Genomic DNA, 21,616 nt, shown 5'->3' with positions numbered 1-21,616 from the left:
CTGCCGCGGTTGTCGGTCCCGCCCCGTACCGTTGACGCATGGATCTTCGACTGCCCGCCCTGCGCGGCCTGACGCGGCGGCCCGGCCGGCTCACCGCCGCCGCGGCCGCCGTCGTGGTCCTCGCCGGCGCCGGGACGTGGGCGGCGGCCGTCGCCTCCGGGGACACGCCGGCCGTGCGCGTCAGCGACCGGGTCATGGCGGTCGACGGGGTGCGCCTGGACACCACGTACGTCACCCCGGACGACGGCGGCCGCCACCCCGCCGTCCTGCTGGCGCACGGCTTCGGCGGCAGCAAGCAGGACATGCGCCGCCAGGCCGAGGACCTCGCCCGGGACGGGTACGCGGTGCTGACCTGGTCCGCGCGCGGCTTCGGCAGCTCCACCGGGAAGATCGGCCTGAACGACCCGAAGGGCGAGGTCGCCGACGTCTCCCGGCTCATCGACTGGCTGGCGAAGCGGCCCGAGGTCCGGCTCGACAAACCCGGCGACCCGCGGGTGGGCATGGCCGGCGGCTCCTACGGCGGCGCGGTCTCCCTGCTCACCGCCGCATACGACCACCGGGTCGACGCCATCGCCCCGGCCATCACCTACTGGAACCTCGCCGACGCCCTCTTCCCGGACGGCGTGTTCAAGAAGCTGTGGGCCGGCGGCTTCTTCAACACCGGCGGCGGCTGCGCCCGCTTCGAGCCCGCACTGTGCCGGATGTACGACCGGGTCGCCGAGTCCGGCACCCCCGACCCGGCCGCCCGCAAGCTGCTCGAACAACGCTCGCCGTCCGCCGTCGGCGACCGCGTCAAGGTGCCCACCCTGCTCGTGCAGGGGCAGACGGACTCCCTGTTCCCCCTCGGCCAGGCCGACGCGGCCGCGAAGGCGATCCGCGCGAACGGCGCCCCCGTCGACGTCGACTGGATCGCCGGCGGACACGACGGCGGCGACATGGAGACCAGCCGGGTCGAGGCACGCGTCCATGCCTGGTTCGACCGGTACCTGAAGGACGACAAGGCCACCGACACCGGCCCCGCGTTCCGCGTCACCCGCACCGGAGGCGTCGACTCCACCAACGGCACCGCCCAGCTGCGCGGCGCGAGCGCCGCCGCCTACCCGGGCCTGCGCGACCACCCGCGCGCCGTCCCCCTCACCGGCGGCACCCAGCACATCGCCAACCCGGCCGGCGCCAGCCCGCCCGGCGTCTCCGCCCTGCCCGGCCTCGGCGGAACCGGCGGCCTCTCCCAGCTGTCCGCGCTCGGCGTCGGCGTCTCCCTCGACTTCCCCGGCCAGTACGCGAAGTTCGACTCGGCGCCGCTCACCCGCGACCTGCAGATCACCGGCGCCCCCACCGCCACCGTGCACATCGCCTCCACCCGCGACGACGCCGTCCTGTTCGGCAAGGTCTACGACGTCGACCCCGACGGCACCCGGCAGGTGCTGCCCGCCCAGCTCGCCGCCCCCTTCCGGGTCACCGGCGCCAAGGCGGGCAAGGACGTCACCGTCACCCTCCCGGCGATCGACCACGAGGTGCGCAAGGGCCACCGGCTCCGCCTGGTCCTCGCCTCCACCGACCTCGGGTACGCGTCACCGGTCACCCCGGCCACCTACACCGTCTCCCTCAAGGGCGGCCTGAGCGTGCCGACCGCCCCCGCCGTCAGCACCGCCGCCGCGCCCCTGCCCGCCTGGGTCTGGTGGCTGCCCGCGGCCGGCGCGGCCGCCGCCCTCGCCCTGCTGCTCACCACCCGCCGCCGCACGGCCGCCCCGGCACCCGACCCGGAGCTGGCCGAAGTCCCGCTCCTGATCGAGGACTTGAGCAAGCGGTACGCCGGGTCCACCGACCGGTACGCCGTGCGGGACCTCTCCTTCCGCGTCGAGAAGGGCCAGGTCCTCGGCCTGCTCGGCCCGAACGGCGCGGGCAAGACCACCACCCTGCGCATGCTGATGGGCCTGATCGGACCGGACCAGGGCGAGATCCGCGTCTTCGGCCACGCGATCCGGCCGGGCGCGTCGGTGCTCTCCCGGGTCGGCGCCTTCGTGGAGGGCGCCGGCTTCCTGCCCCACCTGTCCGGCCGGGAGAACCTGGAGCTGTACTGGCGGGCCACCGGCCGCCCGCCGCAGGACGCCCACCTCGACGAGGCCCTGGAGATCGCCGGGCTCGGCGACGCGCTCGCCCGCGCGGTGCGCACGTACTCCCAGGGCATGCGCCAGCGTCTGGCCATCGCCCAGGCCATGCTCGGCCTGCCCGACCTGCTCATCCTGGACGAGCCCACCAACGGCCTGGACCCGCCCCAGATCCGCGAGATGCGCGAGGTGATGATCCGCTACGCGGCCGGGGGCCGCACGGTGATCGTCTCCAGCCATCTGCTGGCCGAGGTCGAGCAGTCCTGCACGCACCTGGTGGTGATGGACCGCGGCCGGCTGGTGCAGGCCGGCCCGGTCCGGGAGATCGTCGGCTCCGGCGACACCCTGCTCGTCGGCACCGCCGTACCCGTGACGGAGCCGGTGGTCGAGAAGGTGGGCACGCTGCCCGGCGTCGCCTCCGCGGTGCGCACCGACGACGGACTGCTCGTCCGGCTCGAACCCGGCGGCACGGCCGAGCGGCTCGTCGTGGAGCTGGTGCGGCTGGAGGTGCCGGTCGCCTCGGTCGGCCCGCACCGCCGGCTGGAAGACGCCTTCCTCACCCTGATCGGAGGTTCCGCATGAGCACGCTCACCGAGGTCGCCTCCGGCTACCAGGCGGGGCGCACCCTGCCGCTGCGGGTCGAGCTGGCCCGCCAGCTCAAGCGGCGCCGCACCCTGGTCATGGGTGCCGTCCTGGCCGTCCTGCCGTTCGTGCTGCTCATCGCCTTCGCGATCGGCGGCGACCCGGGCGGCCGGAACAACCAGGTCACCCTGATGGACACGGCCACCGCCTCCGGCGCCAATTTCGCCGCCGTGAACCTGTTCGTCTCGGCGGGCTTCCTGCTGGTCATCCCGGTCGCCCTGTTCTGCGGGGACACGGTCGCCTCGGAGGCGAGCTGGTCCTCGCTGCGCTATCTGCTCGCCGCGCCGGTGCCCCGGGCCCGGCTGCTGTGGTCCAAGCTCGTCGTCGCGCTCGGGATGAGCCTCGCCGCGATGGTGCTGCTGCCGCTGGTGGCGCTCGCCGCCGGCACGGCCGCCTACGGGTGGGGGCCGCTGGAGATACCGACCGGCGGCGCGCTGGGCACCGGTACGGCGGTCCAGCGGCTCCTGGTGGCCGTGGCGTACATCTTCGTGTCGCAACTGGTCACCGCCGGGCTGGCGTTCTGGTTGTCGACCAGGACCGACGCCCCGCTCGGCGCGGTCGGCGGCGCCGTCGGCCTGACCATCGTCGGCAACGTCCTGGACGCCGTCACCGCCCTCGGCCACTGGCGCGACTTCCTGCCCGCGCACTGGCAGTTCGCCTGGGCCGACGCCGTCCAGCCCCGCCTGGAGTGGTCCGGCATGATCCAGGGCACGGCGATCTCCCTGACCTACGCCCTGGTGCTGTTCGCCCTGGCCTTCCGGGGTTTCGCCCGCAAGGACATCGTGTCCTGACCCCTGGCCGACCGGCGCGGACCGAGGCGCTGCGGCACCGCCGACATGCCGAAGCGGGCCGCCGGACCACTCGGCGACCCGCTTCGGTCATGAGATCACTTCTCGCTGTTCTGGGACAGGATCGACACATCCTCCAGCAGGTGCGCCAGCGCGCCGTCGCGCTTGACGTTGGAGGAGTTCTCGGTGCACTGCTGCTGCATGTGGTCCGACAGGACCGGGATGTCCTGCACGTTGACGCCGATGAGGGCGCCGACGCCGACCGGAATGTCGTTCACGGCGATGCACGGCTTGTTGAAGGAGCCCTGGATCAGGGCGATCTGCGGGCTCATGTTGCCGTAGGTCGCCGAGTTGCCGTAGCTCTGCCACGCACCGCTGCCGTTGGCGGCGGTGGGACCGCTGTCGTTCCCGATCGCCAGCGCCTGCGGGGCCGCGGCACCGGCGGCGCCCATGGCTGAAGCGGCGACGGCCGCCGTGGCAACAATCTTCTTGATCACTGGCCAGTCCTTTCTCACAACCCCGTCCACCGGAGCGTTCTGGTCAACTCCGGTGCGTCCTCTTGGTTTCTGCCGTTCACCCTGTCGGCCGATGCGCTGGACTGGTGGTGTGGTTTTCCGATGGGCGCACCCCGTCATCCTCGGAGCTTCCGGTATCCAACCGAGTGAATCGGCGGAACTATTCCCCATGCTCCGGGTTGATGAGGCCGTAGGGCATGCGTCGCTACGAGGAAAGGAACGCGAAGTGCTCAAGAAGGCAATGGTCGCCGCCGCGACCGCCGCTTCTGTCGTGGGAATGGCGGTGGCGGCCGCGCCGCAGGCGCTTGCCATCGGCAACGACGACGGACCGACCATCGCGAATGGGAACGGGGCTGTGTCGTCGTTCGGCAACTCGGCGACGAAGGGCGACATGAGCCCGCAGCTCTCCCTGGTGCAGGGCTCGGTCAACAAGCCGTGCGTCGGTGTCCAGGACGTCGACGTCGCCGTCGACGCGCTCATCGGCGTCACCGCCCAGGACATCCCGGTTCTCTCGGACCACCTGCAGCAGCAGTGCTCCGACAACTCCACGAACGCCAAGCGTGACGGAGCGCTCTCCCACGTGCTGGAGGACATCTCCGTTCTCTCGGCCAACGGCGAAGGCTGAGCCGATTTCACCGGCCCGGGCGGCCCGCTGCATCGTCTGCGGGCCGCCCGGGCTTTTTCCGCGGTTGGGGGCGGAAAGACTCACCAGGGAGGGGTGCGATCGAGTGATTATCGCGCTTTCCGCGTTCTGCGGCATCCCAAAGTGTCTATTCCTCGTTCCGTGCCGCGACCGTTCACGTCGTGCTCACACGGTTCTGGCCGTCATTGGGGCATGACCCCAGAGAAGGGAACATCCATGAAGAAGACCGTTGCTGTCGTCACGGGCGCCATCCTGGCCCTGGGCATGGCCGGACCTGCCTTCGCCGACGCCGGTGCGGGGGCTGCTGCCGTCGGTTCCCCCGGTGTGCTGTCCGGCAACGTCATCCAGATCCCCATTCACGTGCCGATCAACGTGTGCGGGAACACGGTGAACATCCTCGCCCTGCTGAACCCGGCGTTCGGCAACGCCTGCAGCAACGGCGGCACCGCCAGTAAGTGACGGCGCGCACCACGCGCCAGCCACCGGCTGACCTTGGCCGGCCCCGGATCGTCTCGTCGTTCCGGGGCCGGCTTTCCACTTCTTCGAGCAGGAAGACCACGAGATTGCGACAGACTCTCAGCAAGCGCATGGCCGTGGCCGCGGTCGTGACCGGCGTGCTGTCCCTGTACGGCGGCTCCGCGCTCGCCGACTCCCGGGCGCAGGGTGCCGCGCAGTCTTCTCCCGGTGCGGTGTCCGCAAGCGTCACCGAGGCGCCGGCGAAGGCTCAGTCCGACGGCAACGGCGACTCCTCCACCTCCCCCGGCGGGGGCCCGGCGGATACCGGCAAGGCCGGTTCGCAGGACTCCCGGCACGGGGCTCCGGCGGACACCGGCGCCCACGAGGACCGACTCGCCCCCCAAATCACCCCCTCGACGTCCCCCACCAAGACCGAGCAGCCCACCCCGTCCGCCTACGGCGACGAGGAGACCACCTCGCCCGCCTACGGTGACGAGGAGACCACCTCGCCCGCCTACGGTGACGAGGAGACGACCCCGCCTGCCTACGGCGACGAGAAGACCACCTCACCTGCCTACGGCGGTGAGGAAACCACCGCGCCCGTTACCACTCCGCCTCCCTACGGCGGCGAGGAGACGACCCAGCCCGCGACCACCCCGCCTCCCTACGGTGGCGAGGAGACGACCCCGCCCGCGACCACCCCGCCTCCCTACGGTGGCGAGGAGACGACCCCGCCCGCGACCACCCCGCCCCCCTACGGCGGCGAGGAAACCACCCCGCCCCCCTATGGCGGCGAGGAGACCCCGCCCCCGCACGGCGGTGGCGAGCACCCCGGGCAGCCGCCCACGCTCCCGCACACCGGTGGGAACAGCCGGGCCATGATCGCGACGTCGGCCGCCAGTGCCGCGCTGATCGCGGCCGGCACGGTCCTGTACCGGCGAGGCCGGTCGGCCGGACACCGTTAGGCCCTCTCTTTCGGATCTTGCCGGCGTCGCGGGGTCTGGCACGTACATCTGCGGCGTTGTCGTCGGTCGCCGACGCTCCGCGTCGACTCCCTCCTCCGCCTTGCAGCTGCACGCACCAGACCCCGCTCGGGTCAGCAGAAAGGCACCGCCGTCCCAGGCCGACCTGATCCGAAAGAAAGGACCCAGCGCGCCGGGTGCCGGACCAAGCGTCCGGCACCCCGTCGCGACCGCTTCTCCGGCATCCGTCGCTCCCGGTTCCCGGTCTTCGCCCGAGCCCGCGCATTCGCCCGTGCGGGGGTCGGCAGGCTGCGAAAGCAGTATCCGAAGTGGCGCCATTCATATCTGTATGACTGAGTGTCAATAACCGGAAACGACTGGACAGCCGACGGTGAGTGGCGAGAGGAGCGGGCATGGCTCCGCAACAGCGCAAGGCCCGGCCCTGGCGGCCGGCCGTCATCGCGGCGTCAGCCGTCGTGTCGGTCGCCCTGGCGGTCGGCCCCGGCCTCACCGTGGCCCGGGGAGCGGCGAGCGCCGCCACCGCCCCCACCGCGCCCCCGACGACCGTGACGACCCCGGTCGGCTCGGCGGCTCCCACCGTCCCGGCCGCTCCGGCGGTCCCTTCGGCCTCGGCGGCCCCCACCCCGCCGTCCGGCCGTGTCCTTCCGCCTTTCGGTGCGTTCCTCGACTCCGGGGCCCCCGGCGTCGTGCGGATGGCCGAGTTGAGCCGGTGGCTCGGCGGGACCGAACTGAAGGTCGCCCACACCTATCTGCCCGGCGTGCACTGGAGCGATGTCGAGGGCTCGCCCGGCTTCCTGGACGTGTGGGCGGACTGGAGGCGCCGGCAGGCGGACCGGATGCTGGTGCTGAACGTGCCGATGCAGGAGCGCAACGAGGAGAACCTCACGGACGACCAGGTGCGGTTGCTGCTGCGGCAGGCCGCGACCGGCGTGTTCGACCATCACTTCAGGGCCCTGGCCGAGCGGCTGGTGGAGCTGAAGGTACCGGACACGGTGATCGTGCTCGGCTGGGAGATGAACGGCACCACCTACACCCACCGCTGCGGACCGGATCCGCAGGCGTGGAAGACGTACTGGAAGAGGATCGTGGCCACCATGCGCGCGGTTCCGGGCCAGAAGTTCCGGTTCGACTTCACGCCGAGCCGCGGCCGGGACGCGGTGCCGTGGACCGAGTGCTATCCCGGGGACGACACGGTCGACATCATCGGCATGGACACCTACGACCAGCCGAGCGGACTGTCGTTCGACGAGCAGGTGAAAGAGCCCTTCGGCCTCCAGCAGCAGGTGGATTTCGCGAAAGCCCACGGCAAGCCCATTTCCTACCCGGAATGGGGACTGTTCCGCAACGGCGACAACACCGAGTACATGCGGCGCATGCTCGCCTGGATCGACGAGCACAGACCGCTGTACAACACGTTGACCGACTACTGCCCGCACGGCGTGTGGCAGTGCTCGGCCAACCCCCGTGCGGCGCGGATCTACCGGGCCGCCCTGTACGGGCGCCCCGAGCAGCCGGTCACGACGCCCACACCCGTGCCGACACCCACACCCAAGCCGGTGCCCACCCCCACACCCACCCCCACGCCCGCACCGACCGGACCTCCGGCCGGCTGCTCGCCGCTGGACCTGGGCGACTGGGTGGAGTACTGGCTCGGCGGGAAGCTCTGCATCCGCTTCGACTGGTGGTCGCGCAGCCGCTAGGCCGCCCTCGGCAAGCCGGCCGGATCCGGACGGATCCGGCCGGCAGACCCTAGCCCCGCCTCCACTCCCGCCACCGCAGCAGTGCCTCCCTGCCGTGCTCTCGCGCGGCCACGTCGCACAGCGCGGCCGTCAGCAGCGGGGCGGTGCGCCGCCGCGCCATGAGCAGCCGCCGGTTGACGACCCGTTCGGGCCGCCAGTGGTGCTTGTACGGCTCGTCGCCGCGCAGCAGGCTCAGCGTGCGGGGCTCGCTGCCGCCGGTGTGCTCGGTGCAGGCGTCCAGCAGCATCACCGCCACGTCCACCTTCAGCTGCCGCAGGCTCGGATGGGCGCCGTAGAGGTACCCGCCGGCCAGGCCGCGCGAGACGAGGGTCAGGTCGACGGCCACCACCTCGTCACCGATCCGGAACTCGGTGACCGCCGCGTTCCCCGAACGCACCATCGGGCGCACCGCGCGCACCAGGTGCTGATGGAACCGGGGCCGCAGATGCTCGCCGGTCACCTTCCGGTCCTGCCACTGCAGCCGGTGCAGCTCCAGCAGCCGGCCGATCGCCGCGTCCACCTCCTCCGGGCCCACCGTCCGCCGCTGGACCCCCAGGGCGGCCAGCCTGCGCAGCTTCGCCCGCGCCCGCTGGGCGGCCTTGCCCGACGGCAGCCGGGCGATCAGCTCGTCCATGGGTACGGCGGGCAGCTCCAGGCACAACGAGTCGCTCACCGCGCGGCGGGGCCCGCGCCAGCGGTCGTAGACCCGTTCCACCGCTCCGCCCGGGCGCACCTCGCGGAAGTCGATCAGGGCCGAGCCGGCCGCGTCCGTGAGCGCCTCGGTGAGCGCGCCGGTCGCCCGCCCGGCGTCGTCGTCGTCCACCAGCACGTCGGCGTAGTCGGAGATCGTCCCGCCGAGCGGCACCAGCGCCGGCAGCGGACGGCGCACCAGCATCAGCGGCGCGGCGGCCACCAGCTCCCGTCCGGCGTGCACGACCAGCAGCCGAAGCCGCCCGGGCGCGCCGTACGACCGCCACCACGAGTGCAGCCAGGCGTGGTCCTGGAACGGTGTCGCGGCCGCGCACCGCGCGAAGAGCCGCCCCCAGGCGGGGGCCAGGGCGGCGAACCGCTCCTCGTCGGTGACGAGTTCGCTGAACAGTCCCGTGGCCCGGACCGGACGCGCGGTGCCCGCCGGGTACGTGGGGATCACAGCTGACCGTTCGCGTCGGCCGCGACGGCCGGACCGGGCACGGAGGCCGGCCGCGTGCCCTCCTCCTCCGTACGCCGCTTCGGCCGCACCAGCAGCGTGAGGGCGCCGAGCAGCCCGCCCGCGCTCGCACCGACCAGTCCGGTCACCGCGGCGGACGGCGAGGCGGGCGCGCTGGGTTTCACCGCGCGGGAGAACTGCAGGAGCCCGACGTGGGTGTCGGCCTTGGCGGCGTCGGCGTGGCGGATGAGCGCCCGGGCGACGGCGTTGGCCATGTCGGCGGCCTTGGCCGGGTGGGCGGAGGTGGCGGAGACGGCGACCATGGGCGCGTCCGGTGAGGTCGCGGTGCGCACGCTGTCGCGCAGGGTGCGCACCGGCACCCTGGCCCACGCCTGGGCGTCGCCGAGCACCGCCACCTGGGTGGCGACGCGGCCGTAGGCCTGTGCGAAGCCGAGCGCCGTGGCGGTGTCGGTCCTCTCTCCGGGTACGGCGACGACATAGCTGGTCGCCGTGTACTCCGGAGGCTTCAGCACGCCGTACCCGCCGCCCAGCAGCCCGCCCGCCAGGACCCCGGCCGCCACCAGCGACCAGGGCGGGAGCGCGCCGAGACGGGAGGTTCGACGGTGCGGCACGTGGTTCTCGGTCATGAAGGGCTGACTCCCTCGGGGGATCGGGACGGGGGGGCAGTGCGGGTGGACGCCGCCGTGTAGACGTCCATGAGCCGGGCGGCGCTGCGGGTGATGCAGTAGTGGCGAGCCGCCTCGGGCGCGGTGCGCGGGCCGCGCCCGGCGGCCCGGAGCCCGGCGAGCGCGCGGGCGTAGGCGTCGGCGTCGCACGGGACCCGCACCGCGTCCGGGGCGGCCCCGGGCGGCAGGTCCTGCAGGGCGGGGCAGGAGGTGTAGCGCACCGGCAGCCCGGCGGCCAGGGCCTCCACCACCGCCAGCCCGAACGCCTCCTCGGGGGAGGGCGAGGCCAGCACGTCCATCGCCGAGGCCAGCGCGGGCAGGTCGGGCCCCGCCGAGCCGTCGGGCAGGTACGGCCGCTCGCCGGCGAACAGCACCCGGTCGGCGACCCCCGCCGCACGCGCGGCCCGCCGCAGCGCGGGCTCCTGCGAGCCGCCGCCGACCAGCAGCAGCCGGCAGTCGGCGGGCAGCCGGGCGAGGGCGTGGATCAGGACGTCGAAGCGTTTGCCGGGGGCGAGCCGCCCGATGCCGCCGATGACGAACGCGTCGGCGGGCAGCCCGAGCCGGGCGCGGGTGCGCCCGCGGGCGTCCGCGTCGAAGGCGAACCGCGCCAGGTCGATGCCGTTGGGGACGACCGCGATGCGCGGCTCCGGCACCCCCCAGCGGGCGAGCCGGCCGGCGACCGTGGGGGAGACGGCGACGGTGTACCGGCCCAGCCGCTCGCCCAGCAGATACAGGGCGCGGACCCCCGCGGTGAGCGGCCGGCCCTCCATCTGCGCGTCACCGAGGGAGTGTTCGGTGGCCACGACCGCGCGGACCCCGGCCAGCCGGGCGGCGATCCTGCCGTACAGGCAGGCCCGGTACAGATGGGTGTGCACGAGGTCGTACCGGCCGCGCCGGATGTGCCGGGCCAGCCTGGGCAGCGCGGCCAGGTCGCGGTTCCCGGCCATCCCGAGGTGGGTCACGGGCACCCCGTCGGCCGCCAGCCCGTCGGCCACCGGACCGGGGTTGGTCAGCGTCACCACCTCGCACGCGACCGGCAGGTGCCGCAACAGCAGCCGCAGTTGCTGCTCGGCGCCGCCCACGCCGAGCCCGGTGATGATGTGCAGGGCCTTCACCGCAACCCCGCCACGGGCCGCCGGCGCAGCCGGTGCAGCCGGTACTTCAGGAACAGGCGTACGGCGGTGTCGTTCTGCCCGACGTACACGCGGGGCAGGACGTGCGGACCGGTCAGCTCCCCGGGGTCGATGGCACAGGCGTAGGCGTAACCGGCCTCCCGCACGGCCTGCACGGCGCGCCGGTCGACCGTCCCGTACGGATAGCAGAACCCGGTGACCGGAGCGCCCGTCAGTTCCTCCAGCGCCACGCGGCTCTCGGCGACCTCGGCCTTCAGGCGGCGGTCGTCGGCCCGGGTGAGATCGACGTGGGTGAGGCCGTGCGAGCCGATCTCCATGCCCGCGGCGGCGGCCCGCCGGATGCCGTCGCCCGTGAGCAGCGGCTTGCGCGGGCCGAGCGGATCCCAGGCGTTGTCACCGCCGAGCCGGCCCGGCAGCACGAACAGCGTGGCCGTGCACCCCCGTTCGGCCAGCAGCGGCAGGGCGTTGTCGAGGAAGTCGGCGTACCCGTCGTCGAAGGTGAGCGCCACCAGGTCCTGCCCGTCGCCGCGGGCCCGGGCGGCGAGCAGCTCGGTGACCGACACCCCGCGCAGCCCACGCCGGCGCAGCCAGCGCAGCTGCCGGTCCAGCCGGTCCGGGGTGACCGTGACGTGGTACGGGTCGTCGGAGCGGTCGCCGACCGAGTGGTACATGGCGATCCACGGGACCGGGCCCGAGGCGGGGCGCCGGGCGGGGGCCGGGGACTCAACGGAGGACGGCATGGGCGAGCTTTCGGGTGAGGGAGCGTACGGAACGGAGTGCGGGTGCGAAGCCCTGGGCGCCCAACGCCCGGCCGAGCAGGACGAACACGACGGTCACCGTGGCACCCCCGGCGGCCAGCCCGGCGAGCGGATCCGACGGCACGCCCGCGACGAAGGCGCCGGCCACAGCGGCCACGGCCGCCGCCCGCAGCGGCCGGCTCAGCTCCTGCAGCACCGGCCCGGTCCGGATGGGCACACTGCGGCGCCGCATCCCGGCGAGGAGCAGCACCGCGGTGAGGCTGATGCCGGCGGCGTTGGCCGCCGCGATGCCGGTGACCCCCCAGGAAGCGAGCGTCCAGGCGCCGATCCAGGAGGTCGCGATGATGCCCGCGGTCATCGCGGCCACCGGATACCAGGAGGCGCGGCCCGCGGAGAAGTAGGAGCGCACCAGGACGCCGGTCAGGGTCTGGCCGAGCAGGCCGATCGCGTAGACGCGCATCACACCGGCGGTCGCCGCGGTGTCCTGCGCCGTGAACGCGCCCCGCTGGAACAGCAGCCCGATCAGCTGCGGGGCGCAGGCCACGACCGCGGCCGCGCCCAGCAGCACCAGGCAGCCGGCCAGCGCCAGGTCCTGCTCCACCCGGTTCCGGGCCCGCTCGGTGTCGCCGTCGGCGAGCGCCCGCGCCACCACCGGGAAGGTCACCGTGCACAGCATCATCGACAGCGTCATCGGGATCTGCGCGACCTTCTGGGCGTAGTTCAGGTGCGAGATGGCCCCGGCCGGCAGCTCCGAGGCGAGGAACCGCTCGATCAGCACCTGCGACTGCCGGCACAGCGCGAACAGCAGCACGGTGGCCAGCAGCGGCACGTCCAGGGGCTGCGCCCCGGCGGCGGCCCTGGCCTCCGTCCCGCTGATCCGGCGGCGGCGCAACTGCCGTACCAGGGAGGGGAGCTGGACCGCCACCATGAGACAGCCGCCGGCCGCCACGCCGAACGCGGCCGACCGTACGCCCCAGCGGCCGCCGAGCACATGCATCGCCGTGATGATGCCGGCGTTGTACGCCAGGTAGATCGCCGCCGGGGCCAGGAAGCGGCGGTGTGCCCGGAGGGCCGCGCTGGCGTACCCGGCAAGGCCGAAACTGAGCACACAGGTCGCCGTGAGCCGGGTGCAGTCCACGGCGACGCCCGGGTCGGGCAGGCCCGGCGCGAGCACGGCGACGAACTGCGGGGCGGCCAGGCCGAGCAGGGCGCCGATCGCCGTGAACCCCAGGGCCAGCCGGGGCAGGGTGCCGGCCACCAGCGACCGCACCGGATCCCCTGGTTCGCCCCGCGCGCGGCGGGCCAGGGCCATGCTGAACGCCGGGATCAGCGCGAAGGCCAGCCCGTCCTCGATCAGCAGCGTGGCCGCGAACTCCGGCACGGTCCAGGCGACCAGGAAGGCGTCCGTGTCCCGCCCGGCCCCGAACAGCCGGGCCAGTGACTGGTCCCGCACCAGCCCGAGCAGTGCCGCCGCGATGGACAGGGAGGCGGTGACGAGGGTGGCGTGCGCGAGGAAGCGCCGGGTGGGCGGGCCGGGTTCGGGAGCCGGCGGGGCCGGGACGGGTTCCGGGGCCGGGGCATGGGGGGTCGGGGTCGGTGCGGGAACGGGGTCGAGGAGCGGTGTCATGGGGGCCGGGGTCGGGGGCGTCGCGGGCGGGGCGGGGCGGGCCGGGGGGCGGGTGTGGCCCGCTCCGGTGGTGGCGGGCCCGGCCGAGGGGGGTTCGGCCGACCGGGCCACCGGCAGGGTGACCCCGCCGGCCCCGGGTCTGGCGTCCACCGCCGGCCGGTGCGCCGTACCGGGCTGGGGCCGGGCGTCCACCGTGGGTCCGTGTGCCGTACCGGGCTGGGGCCCCGGCGCTCCGCCGGTTCTGTGGCGTGTCACGTCGTCCGCCTCCGGTTTCGGCGGGGCAGCGCGGACGCCTGGCAGTCGACTGCACGGTGAAGTGCGACCGCATGGCGGTGCTGGCCAGGGGGGCGTGCCGGTTGTCGGCGTCGGCTTCGCCGGGTGATCGTCATCGCAGGGCCGCCTCCCCCGCCGCCCCGTCCCGCGCGGTGGGTACGACGGCGACGCCACCGGGGACCACCCGGTCGGCGCCGACCAGCGCCCACCAGGCGACCAGGCCGAAGCAGACCGCCATCAGAACGGTCGTCGGGCCGCCGATGTCGGCGTAGGCGAAGTCCACGAGCTGCCAGACGAGCAGGCCGCAGGCGACGAGCGCGCAGTCCAGGCCGCGGCCGCCCACCGCGCGGGTCCGCCGCAGGCCGCGCAGCCCGCACACCAGCAGGGCGAGCCAGGAGCCAGCGAGGCACACCAGCCCGAGCAGGCCCTGTTCGCTCAGCACCAGCAGGTACATGTTGTGCGGTGAGAGCAGCGGCTGCCGGTGGTAGGCGGCGCCCGCGCCCGCGATGTCGCTGCCCGAGGACAGCGCGAGCGAGGCGTGCCCGTCACGGTACTCGGGGAAGCCCTTCAGACCGACACCGGTCAGCGGGCGGTCGCGCCACATGTCGGTGGCCGCGGCCCACATCGTGTACCGGTCGGTGACCGACTGGTCGGGCGCGTCGGTGACCTGGCTGATGCTGTCCAGCCGCTCCTGGAGCATCGCCGTCCCCACTCCGAACCCGCCGACCAGCACCACACCCGCGGCTACCACGGCCGCTCCCGCCATCAGCGCCCGGCGCGGCCCGGCCAGGACCAGCTGGACGGCGAGGGTGACAGCGGTCGCGATCCAGGCGCCCCGGCTGAAGGACAGGGCGAGCGGAACCGCGAGGGCGAGCGCGCAGCTGACGGCGAGCGTCCGCTCCCGCCCCCCGGACCGGCCGAGCGCCAGGCCCACCGCGCACACCAGTCCGAAGGCCACCACCGTCGCCATGCCCATCACGTCGGTCGCCCCGAAGGTGCCGACCGCGCGGATGTCCTGGCCCTGGTAGGAGGCGCCCGTGCCGGTGGCGTACTGGTGCACGCCGACCACCCCCTGCCACCCCGCGAGGGCCACCACCGACCAGGCCAGCAGCCGGAAGTCGGCCCGGTCGCGGACGAGGAGCGCGACGGCGGCCGGCACGAGGACGAAGAGCTGGAGGTAACGGCCGAGCCCGGTGAGCCCGGCGCCCGGCGACACCGCGTGCGCGGCGGCCAGCGCGACACCGGCCACCGGCAGCCCGAGGACCAGTGCGGCGACGGCGGTGAGCGGGCGGCGGCGCGCGCGCAGCAGCCGTACCGCGCAGAACAGGACGACCACTGCGGACAGCACGTCGGCGGCACCCGCGCCGCTCTCGTCGGCGGGGGCGACCGGCAGCGCGAGCAGGGCGACCACGGCCGCCACCGGCAGCACCGGGGATCGTGCGGCGCGCCGGAACGCCGGGGTGAGGGCCATCCGTCAGCTCCCTGTGGATCGTACGAGCGCGGCGGCGGTGCGCAGCAGGATGCAGACGTCCTGCCACAGCGACCAGTTGTCGATGTAGGCGTTGTCGAAGCGGGCCCGGTCCTCGATCGAGGTGTCGCCGCGCAGCCCGTTGATCTGGGCGAGCCCGGTGATCCCGGTCTGCACCCGGTGGCGGGCCGCGTAGCCCGGGTAGGTCTCGCTGAACTGGGCGACGAAGTAGGGCCGTTCGGGGCGCGGGCCGACCAGGCTCATGTCACCCCGCACGACGTTCCACAACTGGAGCAGCTCGTCCAGCGAGGTCTGCCGCAGGAACCGGCAGAAGGGGCTCATCTTCCGCTCACCGGCCACGCTCCACCGGGTGGCGGCCTCGTGCTCGTCGGTCGGACGGTGGGTACGGAACTTCAGCAGGGTGAAGGGCCGGCCGTCCTTGCCGATGCGCTCCTGCCGGAACACCACCCCCGGTCCGTCGGTGAGCCGCAGGACCACCGCGCACCCCAGCAGCACCGGGCTGACCAGCAACAGCAGCGTGCCGGACACCGCGATGTCCAGCAGCCGCTTGCCCACGCTCGTCCGCCGTCCCGCGCCCAGGTCCAGGCGGCGCACGGCGAACCCGGCGAGCTGGTCGCGCCTCTCGTACGCCGGGCTCTCCGGGTCCACCTCCCACAGCGCGCACCCGGAGTCGGCCAGGGCCCGCAGCAGCGGCCCCTTCTCGGTACGCACGGCCGGGTGGACGGTCAGGGCGACCCGCACCCCGTTCTGGATCAGCGCCCGCTCCACCTCCTCGCCGGTGGTCAGCACCGGCAGCCCGCCTGCGTCGTCCGGGCGTTCCGCGACCACGCCCACCGGGCGCACTCCACACCCCGGCTGCCGCAGCAGCGCGGCCGCCACCCGCCGGGCGGTCGCCGCCGGCCCGATCACCAGGGCGGGACGCGGCCGGCGGCGCAGGGCCACCCGGCGCCGCCAGTGCACCGCGCCCCGCCCCGCCCCGGCCGCCGCCGCGTGCAGCGCGCAGCCCAGCAGCAGGGCGGAAGCGGTGAGGACGTGCCCCGGGTCGTAGGCTGCGAGCAGCGCGGCCAGACCCAGCCAGACCACCGCGATCCGTCCGCAGAGCGCGGGCAGTTCGTCGAGTACGCCGGACACCGGCCGTGCGGAGTGCGGGCGCAGCAGCAGCGTGCCGGACACCAGCACGGCGGCGGGCAGCGGCCGGCGGGCGACCTCGTCGAGCGCGCCCCCGCCCACCGCCGCGGCGAACAGGTCGGCGGCGAGCAGCGGAAGCGGCGAGGCGGGCCGCAGGGGCGGACGCCGCAGCGGGGACCGGAAGCCGCCCTCCGAGCGGGCCGGCAGGACGGAGACGGGCGCGAATCCGTGGTCCCATGGCTGCGCGCCGGGGGAGGGGACGGTGCTTTCCGCGGTCACGGGTGGATGGACTCCCTGCACTCGGAGGGTACGAGCTGGGCTGCTCCGCCGGCCGCCGCCCGGGCGCCGCGGCCGGTGCGGGCGGCGCCGAGGAGGGTGCGGTACAGGGCCGCGAAGCGTTCGGCGGTGAGGTTCACGTCGTGCGTGGACAGCACGTGCCGACGGCCCTGCTCGCCGAGTGCCGCGCGCAGCGGCGGATCGGCCAGCAGCCGGGTGACCGCCGTGGCCAGCGCCGCAGGGTCCTCCGGCGGTACCAGGCAGTGCGCGGCGAGCGCGGCCGGCAGGCTCTCCCGGGCGCCGTCGACGTCGGTGAGCACGACGGGGGTCCCGCAGCCCAGTGCCTCCAGCGGGGCGAGGGCCATGCCCTCCCAGCGCGAGGGCAGCACCACCAGGGAGGCGGCCCGGTACCAGGGCACCGGGTCGGGGACCGCGCCGGTGAAGTGCACGGAGGGGGGCGCCTGTCGCCGTAAGGCTGCGTGGTCGGGTCCGTCGCCGACGAGCACGAGCCGCGCCCCTGGCAGCACGCCGAGGACCTCCTCCCACGCCCGCAGCAGTACGTCCTGGCCCTTCTGGCGGCAGAGGCGGCCCACGCACACGACGAGGGGGCGGTGCGCGCCGTCGGCCGGGGCCGGTCCCGGCGGGGATTCGTCGTCGGCGGCTCCCGGCGGGGAGGAGGGGCCCGAGGTGCGGCCGGGCGCGGCCGGTGAGAAGCGGGTCGTGTCGATGCCGTTGGGGATGACCGAGTACGTCGCGCGCACCCCGGCGCGCAGGCCGGTCGCACGCTCCGCCTCGCTGACGCACACCACCCGGTGGGCCCAGCGCGCCGCCCGGCGTTCCCAGTGCAGGGCGAGCGCCGCGGTGACGCCGCCGACGGCCTCGAAGGACCAGGCGTGCGGCTGGAACACGGTCGGCAGGCGTCCGCGGACGGCGAGCCGCGCGGCCAGTCCCGCCTTGGCGCTGTGCGCGTGCACCAGTTCGGGCCGTACCTCGTCGACCAGGCGTGCGAGCCGCCGCACCTCGCCCGGCAGACCGGGTCCCGGGGACCGGTCGGCACGCCAGTGCCGGACGTCGGCGCCGAGTTCCCGCAGGCCGGCGGCGAGTGCGCCGCCGGGACAGGCCGCCGTGACCCTCAGGCCCGCCGCGAGCTGAGCCCGTGCCAGGTCGAGCACGACCCGGGCGACGCCGCCGTCGACGGGTTGCGCGAGGTGCAGGACCCGGGGCCGGACGTCGGGGGCTGACTGGTGCATGCGCGGAATACCTCGCTCAGGGGAGCGCTCGGGACTGCGGTCGTGAACGCGCCTCCTACTCCCGGGCATCCACGGCGGCGAAGAGCCCGCCGGCCCATGCCGCGTCCGCGTGGGAAACGAGCCGGAAGCCCGGCTGGTCACCGCCGCGCCGCAGAGCCCGGCCGAGATCGAACACGTCGGAGTCGTAGCCGAGCGTGTTGGCGTAGGCCGGAACCCGCCGTGCGGGCACGTCACCCGGTTCGCTGATCGTGGAGTTGAGTACGTCGTCCGGAGGATTGACAGCGTCGCGCAGTGCGACGGGCGTACGCCGGGGGCCGAGGGAGAGCGTGAGCGTCTCGCCCGCGCTGCCCCGCTCACCGCCGTACGCCACCAGGCCGACGCGTCCGCTCGCCCCCGCCGGTACGCGCATCCCGGCGAGCCGGACGTCGACGGGGGAGTCCAGTGCCGCGAAGCCGTCCCAGAGGGCCAGCTCGCGCAGCGGTTCCGCGGGGTTCTCATACGCCACCACCAGGGTCCAGCCGCCGCACGCCCCGGCCGCCGGGCTCCCCGTGGCGCTGCCGGCCCGCGCGACGGTGTACAGCCCCGAACCACTCTCCCGTACCAGTCGGGTGACGTCGGCCGAGGCCTGGAAGGCGTCCGTCTCGTCGGACCGGCGGCTCTCCAGCGTGTCGGCCCGAACCTCCTGGTACGCGCCGCCCGGCCCGGCGATCAGCACCCGCCCGCCGTCGCGCGCCGGCTCCCGGCCGCCTGCGGGCGATGCGCCGCCCCAGTACAGCCGGGCGTACGTCACCCGCCCGCCCTCGGGGACGCGGACCTCGGCCCGCGAGGAGTCGTAGGTGCGGGGGTCGTCGTCGACATCGATGTAGCGCGTGCCGAAGTCGCCGTTCACCGCGGTCCGTCCGGCCCGCAGCGCCTGGCACGCGGACGTCTCCGGCGCGCCGCAGCCCAGCCAGGTGTTCGCCGCGCGGACGAAGCCGCCGTGCTGCAGGGCGTGGTGGCGCTCGGTGAGGGCCGCGTGTGCCGCGGCCCCCGGGGCGGGGAGGACGGCGAGGGCGGTGGAGGCGAGGGCGCCCGCCGTTGTACGCAGCAGCGGACCGAGGAACTTGCGCATGACCGGCGGTGCCCTTTCGCACGTACGGGAGATGTCCGCAACGCTTGCTTACATGCCTACTAATACGGACAAAGGCGATAAATGTGGTGGAAAGGTGAAGTGGCCCGTCCGTATGTCACCCCTTTGGCGGCAGAACCCCCGGCAGCGCCGCGCGTTGACACTGCGCCGGGCATCCGCTCGGATGTTTGTGTCGATCCCAAGGAGCACCTCTCCATGTCGCGTATCGCGAAGGGCCTGGTTCTGACCTCCGCCGCCGTCGCGGCCGTCGCCGGCGGTGCCGGTATGGCCTCCGCCGACGCCGGTGCCGACGCCGTCGCCGCCAACTCGCCGGGCGTGCTGTCGGGCAACGTCATCCAGGTCCCGATCCACGTTCCGATCAACGTGTGCGGGAACACCGTGGACGTCATCGCCCTGCTCAACCCCGCATTCGGCAACGTCTGCGTCAACGACTGACGTCGGGGCAACGTCGACGACGGACGTCGAGGCAACGACTGACGTCGGGACGCCACCCTTCGGCCGGCCGCCCGACCCGCGATGATGCGCGGGGCGGGCGGCCGGTTCTGCGTTCCGCCGAACGGATCACGCGCCGTACGCGAGCGGTTGCGACGGGCAACCGGTGAGCCGACGGTGGGCTCAGGCCCTCTCTTTCGGATCAGGTCGGCTCGGGGCGGCGGTGCCTTTCGGCCGACCGACTCCGGCCGGATCCGAGAGAGAGGACCCAGGTCCCACCGCTCACCGAAAGGAACGCCCATGCGTGATCTGCCCGCCCGGCGCCTCGCGTCCACCGTCCTGTGCGCGTCCGTGCTCGTCGGCATCACCGGTCCGGCCGCCGTCGCCGCCGACACGGCCCGGGAGCACGACCGTACCGCCTCCCCGGCGCCTGGCCGGGAAGCGGAGAAGGAGAAACTGCTCGCTCAGGTCAGGGCCCTCGGCAGCGCCGGTTCCGTCCTCGATCCGGTCGTCGACCTGCTCAACCGGTCGCTGGAGCAGGGCCGGCTCCCCGCCGACGAGGCCAAACGGCTGGGGGAGGCGGCGAAGCAGGCGATCCGCAAGGCCGCCGCCGACCCGGAGCCCATCGCTGCCACGGCGCAGCCGACGGCCCCGGCCCAGACGACCGCCCCCGCGCGTCCGACGACTCCACCCCAGTCGTCGACGGCGCCCACCGGGCCGGCGGCGTCCGTGCCGCCCGCGGCGGCCACTCCGTCGAAGCCCGCGGCTTCCGCGTCCCCGACCGCCTCCGCCAGGCCCAGCGCACCCCACACGCCCACCGCGCCGGCGAAGCCCGCGAACCCGACCGCTTCGGCCAAGCCGACCACCCCGGCCTCCCCGTCGGCCCCCGCCAGTCCCGCGAACCCGACCACGGCCGCCTCCCCGTCGGCCCCCGCGTCCCCGTCCGCCTCCACCCCTCCCGCGGTCTCCACCCTCCCGGCGGCCCTCGGCCCGCGGGCGGCCATCCGGCACGCGGGCGTCGTCAACCCGCCCTCGTCCCGTGACCTCGCCGACGACGCGCTCTCCGCCCTGCAGACCGCGGTGGACAACCTGGTGAAGGCGGTCACCGGGCAGCTCGACCAGATCCTGACGTCGGTCGGCGACGTCGTATCGGGCCTGGTCGACCTGCTGGGGGTGACCCTCCTCGGCACGGACATGCCCGCTCCCAGCATCGCGTCCCTGCCCTCGCTGCCCCCGCTGCCCACCCTCCCCGCGGCGTGACCCGGCCGACGACCGGCGGAAACGCGTGGTTTCCGGTGGCCGCACGGCAATTTCATATGTCTTCTCGATGCGGAGTTTCCGGCCCGGCCGGACATCGTTAGGCACGGCGTCAGAAGTCCCTGGGTGACATGAGTCGCCGACGAAAGGAACACGATGAAGTCCCTCAAGGCCGCCGCCGTAGTCGCCGGTTCCGTGGCCCTTGCCGGCGCCGCCGCACCCGCGTTCGCCTACGACTCCCACCACCTGCCGCCGATGAGCGTCAACGGCGCGCTCACCCACCTCGTGGACGAGCCGCCCACGGTGAAGGACCTGATGCCGCTCCAGCACCAGTCGGACGCGCTCGACACCGAGAACAAGGGCTCCGTGCTGGGGAACGTCAAGGACGCCACCACGGCCCTCAACCACCGGCCGCTGCTCGGTGGTCTGCCCCTGAAGCGCTGACGCCCTCCGCCCCCGGGCCGGTCCCGCAGCCACGCGGAACCGGCCCTCGGCGTGTGAACGGACGGAATCCCCCGATCGTGTGGAGCGGCCCCCAGCGCTGCTCCGTACGGGTGAGAAGCCGCCGGGCCGCACCACGGCCCGTCGATATGGTCGCGCGGTGACCTCACTATCCAGCGAAACCCGCCCCTTCCGCGGCGCCGACCTCGGCACGCTCGCCCTGCTCGCCTGGATGGCCAGGAACGAACAGGGCGAGGGCAGCACCCCCTGCCTGCTCGCCTGCTCCCTGGGGGACGGGCCGGGCGGACCGGAGGGCGCGTCCGCGGCCGCGGCGCGGCTCCTGGACGAGATGCGGCTCCCGGTGGGCGGTCCTCCCGTCGACGGGATCAACGGGCCGAGCCTGAAGGTCGGCATGCTGGTCGTCGCCGGCCAGATCGTCCTGCAGATGCCGAACGTCACCACGCAGGTCACGCCGCCGGCGGAGTGGCTGGCGGCGGTCGAGAAACTCGGCTACGCCTACTTCATGTTCACCACGCGCGTCTGCCCCACGACCGGCCCCCGCCAGCCGGTCGCGGGCGCGGAACTCGGCGCGTTCGCGGGGGCCCCGGAGACGACGAACGCCGCAGCGCACGTCTACCTGCCCGCCCGCAGACTGCGCGCCTGACGCGCCGGTCGCAGGGGCGGCGGCAGGGGGCCCGTCCTGCCGCCCGCCCGCA

At 74.4% G+C, this 21,616-nt stretch carries 20 protein-coding genes; 10 read left to right on the top strand and 10 right to left on the bottom strand.

What is annotated here, in order from left to right; genetic code table 11:
- The first annotated feature begins 38 nt into the window (after positions 1 to 38).
- Positions 39 to 2,690: a CocE/NonD family hydrolase gene (locus ACZ3ZD_RS14680; protein ID WP_467396677.1), complete on the top strand. Its 2,652-nt coding sequence runs from the start codon at positions 39 to 41 to the stop codon at positions 2,688 to 2,690.
- Positions 2,687 to 3,541 carry an ABC transporter permease gene (locus ACZ3ZD_RS14675; RefSeq protein ID WP_467396675.1) on the top strand — a complete coding sequence of 285 codons (855 nt, stop codon included), beginning with the start codon at positions 2,687 to 2,689 and terminating at the stop codon, positions 3,539 to 3,541. Before ACZ3ZD_RS14680 ends, ACZ3ZD_RS14675 begins: the two co-directional genes overlap by 4 nt.
- A 95-nt stretch (positions 3,542 to 3,636) precedes the next feature.
- On the opposite strand, the gene ACZ3ZD_RS14670 is transcribed toward ACZ3ZD_RS14675, so the two are convergent.
- Positions 3,637 to 4,035 (bottom strand): rodlin, encoded by a 399-nt coding sequence (locus tag ACZ3ZD_RS14670; protein ID WP_467396673.1) that lies wholly within the window; start codon positions 4,033 to 4,035, stop codon positions 3,637 to 3,639.
- A gap of 244 nt (positions 4,036 to 4,279) precedes the next feature.
- Between ACZ3ZD_RS14670 and ACZ3ZD_RS14665 the strand changes: the two genes are divergently transcribed.
- The 4 genes from ACZ3ZD_RS14665 (at position 4,280) to ACZ3ZD_RS14650 (ending at position 7,835) form a co-directional block, all read left to right on the top strand.
- Positions 4,280 to 4,678 (top strand): rodlin, encoded by a 399-nt coding sequence (locus ACZ3ZD_RS14665; protein WP_467396671.1) that lies wholly within the window; start codon positions 4,280 to 4,282, stop codon positions 4,676 to 4,678.
- Positions 4,679 to 4,912: 234 nt separating this feature from the next.
- Entirely contained in the window at positions 4,913 to 5,155 is a 243-nt protein-coding gene (locus ACZ3ZD_RS14660; RefSeq protein WP_467396669.1) for a chaplin, read from the top strand.
- Between the two features lie 104 nt (positions 5,156 to 5,259).
- A complete protein-coding gene (locus tag ACZ3ZD_RS14655) occupies positions 5,260 to 6,117 on the top strand; it encodes a chaplin (RefSeq protein ID WP_467396667.1) in 858 nt (285 codons plus the stop codon).
- Between the two features lie 410 nt (positions 6,118 to 6,527).
- The gene (locus tag ACZ3ZD_RS14650; RefSeq protein ID WP_467396665.1) at positions 6,528 to 7,835 is read left to right on the top strand and encodes a glycoside hydrolase family 26 protein; all 1,308 of its coding nucleotides are present in this window, start codon (positions 6,528 to 6,530) and stop codon (positions 7,833 to 7,835) included.
- A 49-nt stretch (positions 7,836 to 7,884) separates the two neighbouring features.
- On the opposite strand, the gene ACZ3ZD_RS14645 is transcribed toward ACZ3ZD_RS14650, so the two are convergent.
- From ACZ3ZD_RS14645 to ACZ3ZD_RS14605, 9 genes are all read right to left on the bottom strand, one after another.
- A complete protein-coding gene (locus ACZ3ZD_RS14645; RefSeq protein WP_467396663.1) occupies positions 7,885 to 9,024 on the bottom strand; it encodes a GNAT family N-acetyltransferase in 1,140 nt (379 codons plus the stop codon).
- A complete protein-coding gene (locus ACZ3ZD_RS14640) occupies positions 9,021 to 9,668 on the bottom strand; it encodes a lipopolysaccharide biosynthesis protein (RefSeq protein ID WP_467396661.1) in 648 nt (215 codons plus the stop codon). The genes ACZ3ZD_RS14645 and ACZ3ZD_RS14640 overlap by 4 nt, the downstream gene beginning before the upstream one ends.
- Positions 9,665 to 10,822, bottom strand: coding sequence for a glycosyltransferase (locus ACZ3ZD_RS14635; protein ID WP_467396659.1), 1,158 nt, complete (start codon positions 10,820 to 10,822; stop codon positions 9,665 to 9,667). The genes ACZ3ZD_RS14640 and ACZ3ZD_RS14635 overlap by 4 nt, the downstream gene beginning before the upstream one ends.
- On the bottom strand, positions 10,819 to 11,580 hold the full coding sequence (locus tag ACZ3ZD_RS14630; RefSeq protein ID WP_467396657.1) for a polysaccharide deacetylase family protein: 762 nt from the start codon (positions 11,578 to 11,580) through the stop codon (positions 10,819 to 10,821). Before ACZ3ZD_RS14630 ends, ACZ3ZD_RS14635 begins: the two co-directional genes overlap by 4 nt.
- Entirely contained in the window at positions 11,564 to 13,225 is a 1,662-nt protein-coding gene (locus tag ACZ3ZD_RS14625) for a lipid II flippase MurJ (RefSeq protein ID WP_467397188.1), read from the bottom strand. Before ACZ3ZD_RS14625 ends, ACZ3ZD_RS14630 begins: the two co-directional genes overlap by 17 nt.
- A gap of 385 nt (positions 13,226 to 13,610) precedes the next feature.
- Positions 13,611 to 14,969: an O-antigen ligase family protein gene (locus tag ACZ3ZD_RS14620; RefSeq protein WP_467396655.1), complete on the bottom strand. Its 1,359-nt coding sequence runs from the start codon at positions 14,967 to 14,969 to the stop codon at positions 13,611 to 13,613.
- Between the two features lie 3 nt (positions 14,970 to 14,972).
- The gene (locus tag ACZ3ZD_RS14615; RefSeq protein WP_467396653.1) at positions 14,973 to 16,394 is read right to left on the bottom strand and encodes an exopolysaccharide biosynthesis polyprenyl glycosylphosphotransferase; all 1,422 of its coding nucleotides are present in this window, start codon (positions 16,392 to 16,394) and stop codon (positions 14,973 to 14,975) included.
- The gene (locus tag ACZ3ZD_RS14610) at positions 16,391 to 17,641 is read right to left on the bottom strand and encodes a glycosyltransferase family 4 protein (protein WP_467396651.1); all 1,251 of its coding nucleotides are present in this window, start codon (positions 17,639 to 17,641) and stop codon (positions 16,391 to 16,393) included. The genes ACZ3ZD_RS14615 and ACZ3ZD_RS14610 overlap by 4 nt, the downstream gene beginning before the upstream one ends.
- 55 nt (positions 17,642 to 17,696) lie before the next feature.
- The gene (locus tag ACZ3ZD_RS14605; RefSeq protein ID WP_467396649.1) at positions 17,697 to 18,752 is read right to left on the bottom strand and encodes a DUF3344 domain-containing protein; all 1,056 of its coding nucleotides are present in this window, start codon (positions 18,750 to 18,752) and stop codon (positions 17,697 to 17,699) included.
- A 213-nt stretch (positions 18,753 to 18,965) separates the two neighbouring features.
- Here ACZ3ZD_RS14605 and ACZ3ZD_RS14600 point away from each other — a divergent pair, with 213 nt between their 5' ends.
- From ACZ3ZD_RS14600 to ACZ3ZD_RS14585, 4 genes are all read left to right on the top strand, one after another.
- A complete protein-coding gene (locus ACZ3ZD_RS14600; RefSeq protein WP_467396647.1) occupies positions 18,966 to 19,205 on the top strand; it encodes a chaplin in 240 nt (79 codons plus the stop codon).
- 297 nt (positions 19,206 to 19,502) lie between these two features.
- Positions 19,503 to 20,462 (top strand): hypothetical protein, encoded by a 960-nt coding sequence (locus ACZ3ZD_RS14595; protein ID WP_467396645.1) that lies wholly within the window; start codon positions 19,503 to 19,505, stop codon positions 20,460 to 20,462.
- Between the two features lie 153 nt (positions 20,463 to 20,615).
- Complete coding sequence (locus ACZ3ZD_RS14590) at positions 20,616 to 20,903, top strand: hypothetical protein (protein ID WP_467396643.1); 288 nt, start codon at positions 20,616 to 20,618, stop codon at positions 20,901 to 20,903.
- 157 nt (positions 20,904 to 21,060) lie between these two features.
- Positions 21,061 to 21,564: a DUF5949 family protein gene (locus ACZ3ZD_RS14585; protein WP_467396641.1), complete on the top strand. Its 504-nt coding sequence runs from the start codon at positions 21,061 to 21,063 to the stop codon at positions 21,562 to 21,564.
- The last annotated feature ends 52 nt before the right edge of the window (positions 21,565 to 21,616 follow it).

It is taken from the genome of Streptomyces sp. NPDC023481, from assembly GCF_055560195.1.
Note: the sequence above shows the minus strand (reverse complement) of the source record. Positions and strands in the feature narration are given on the sequence as shown.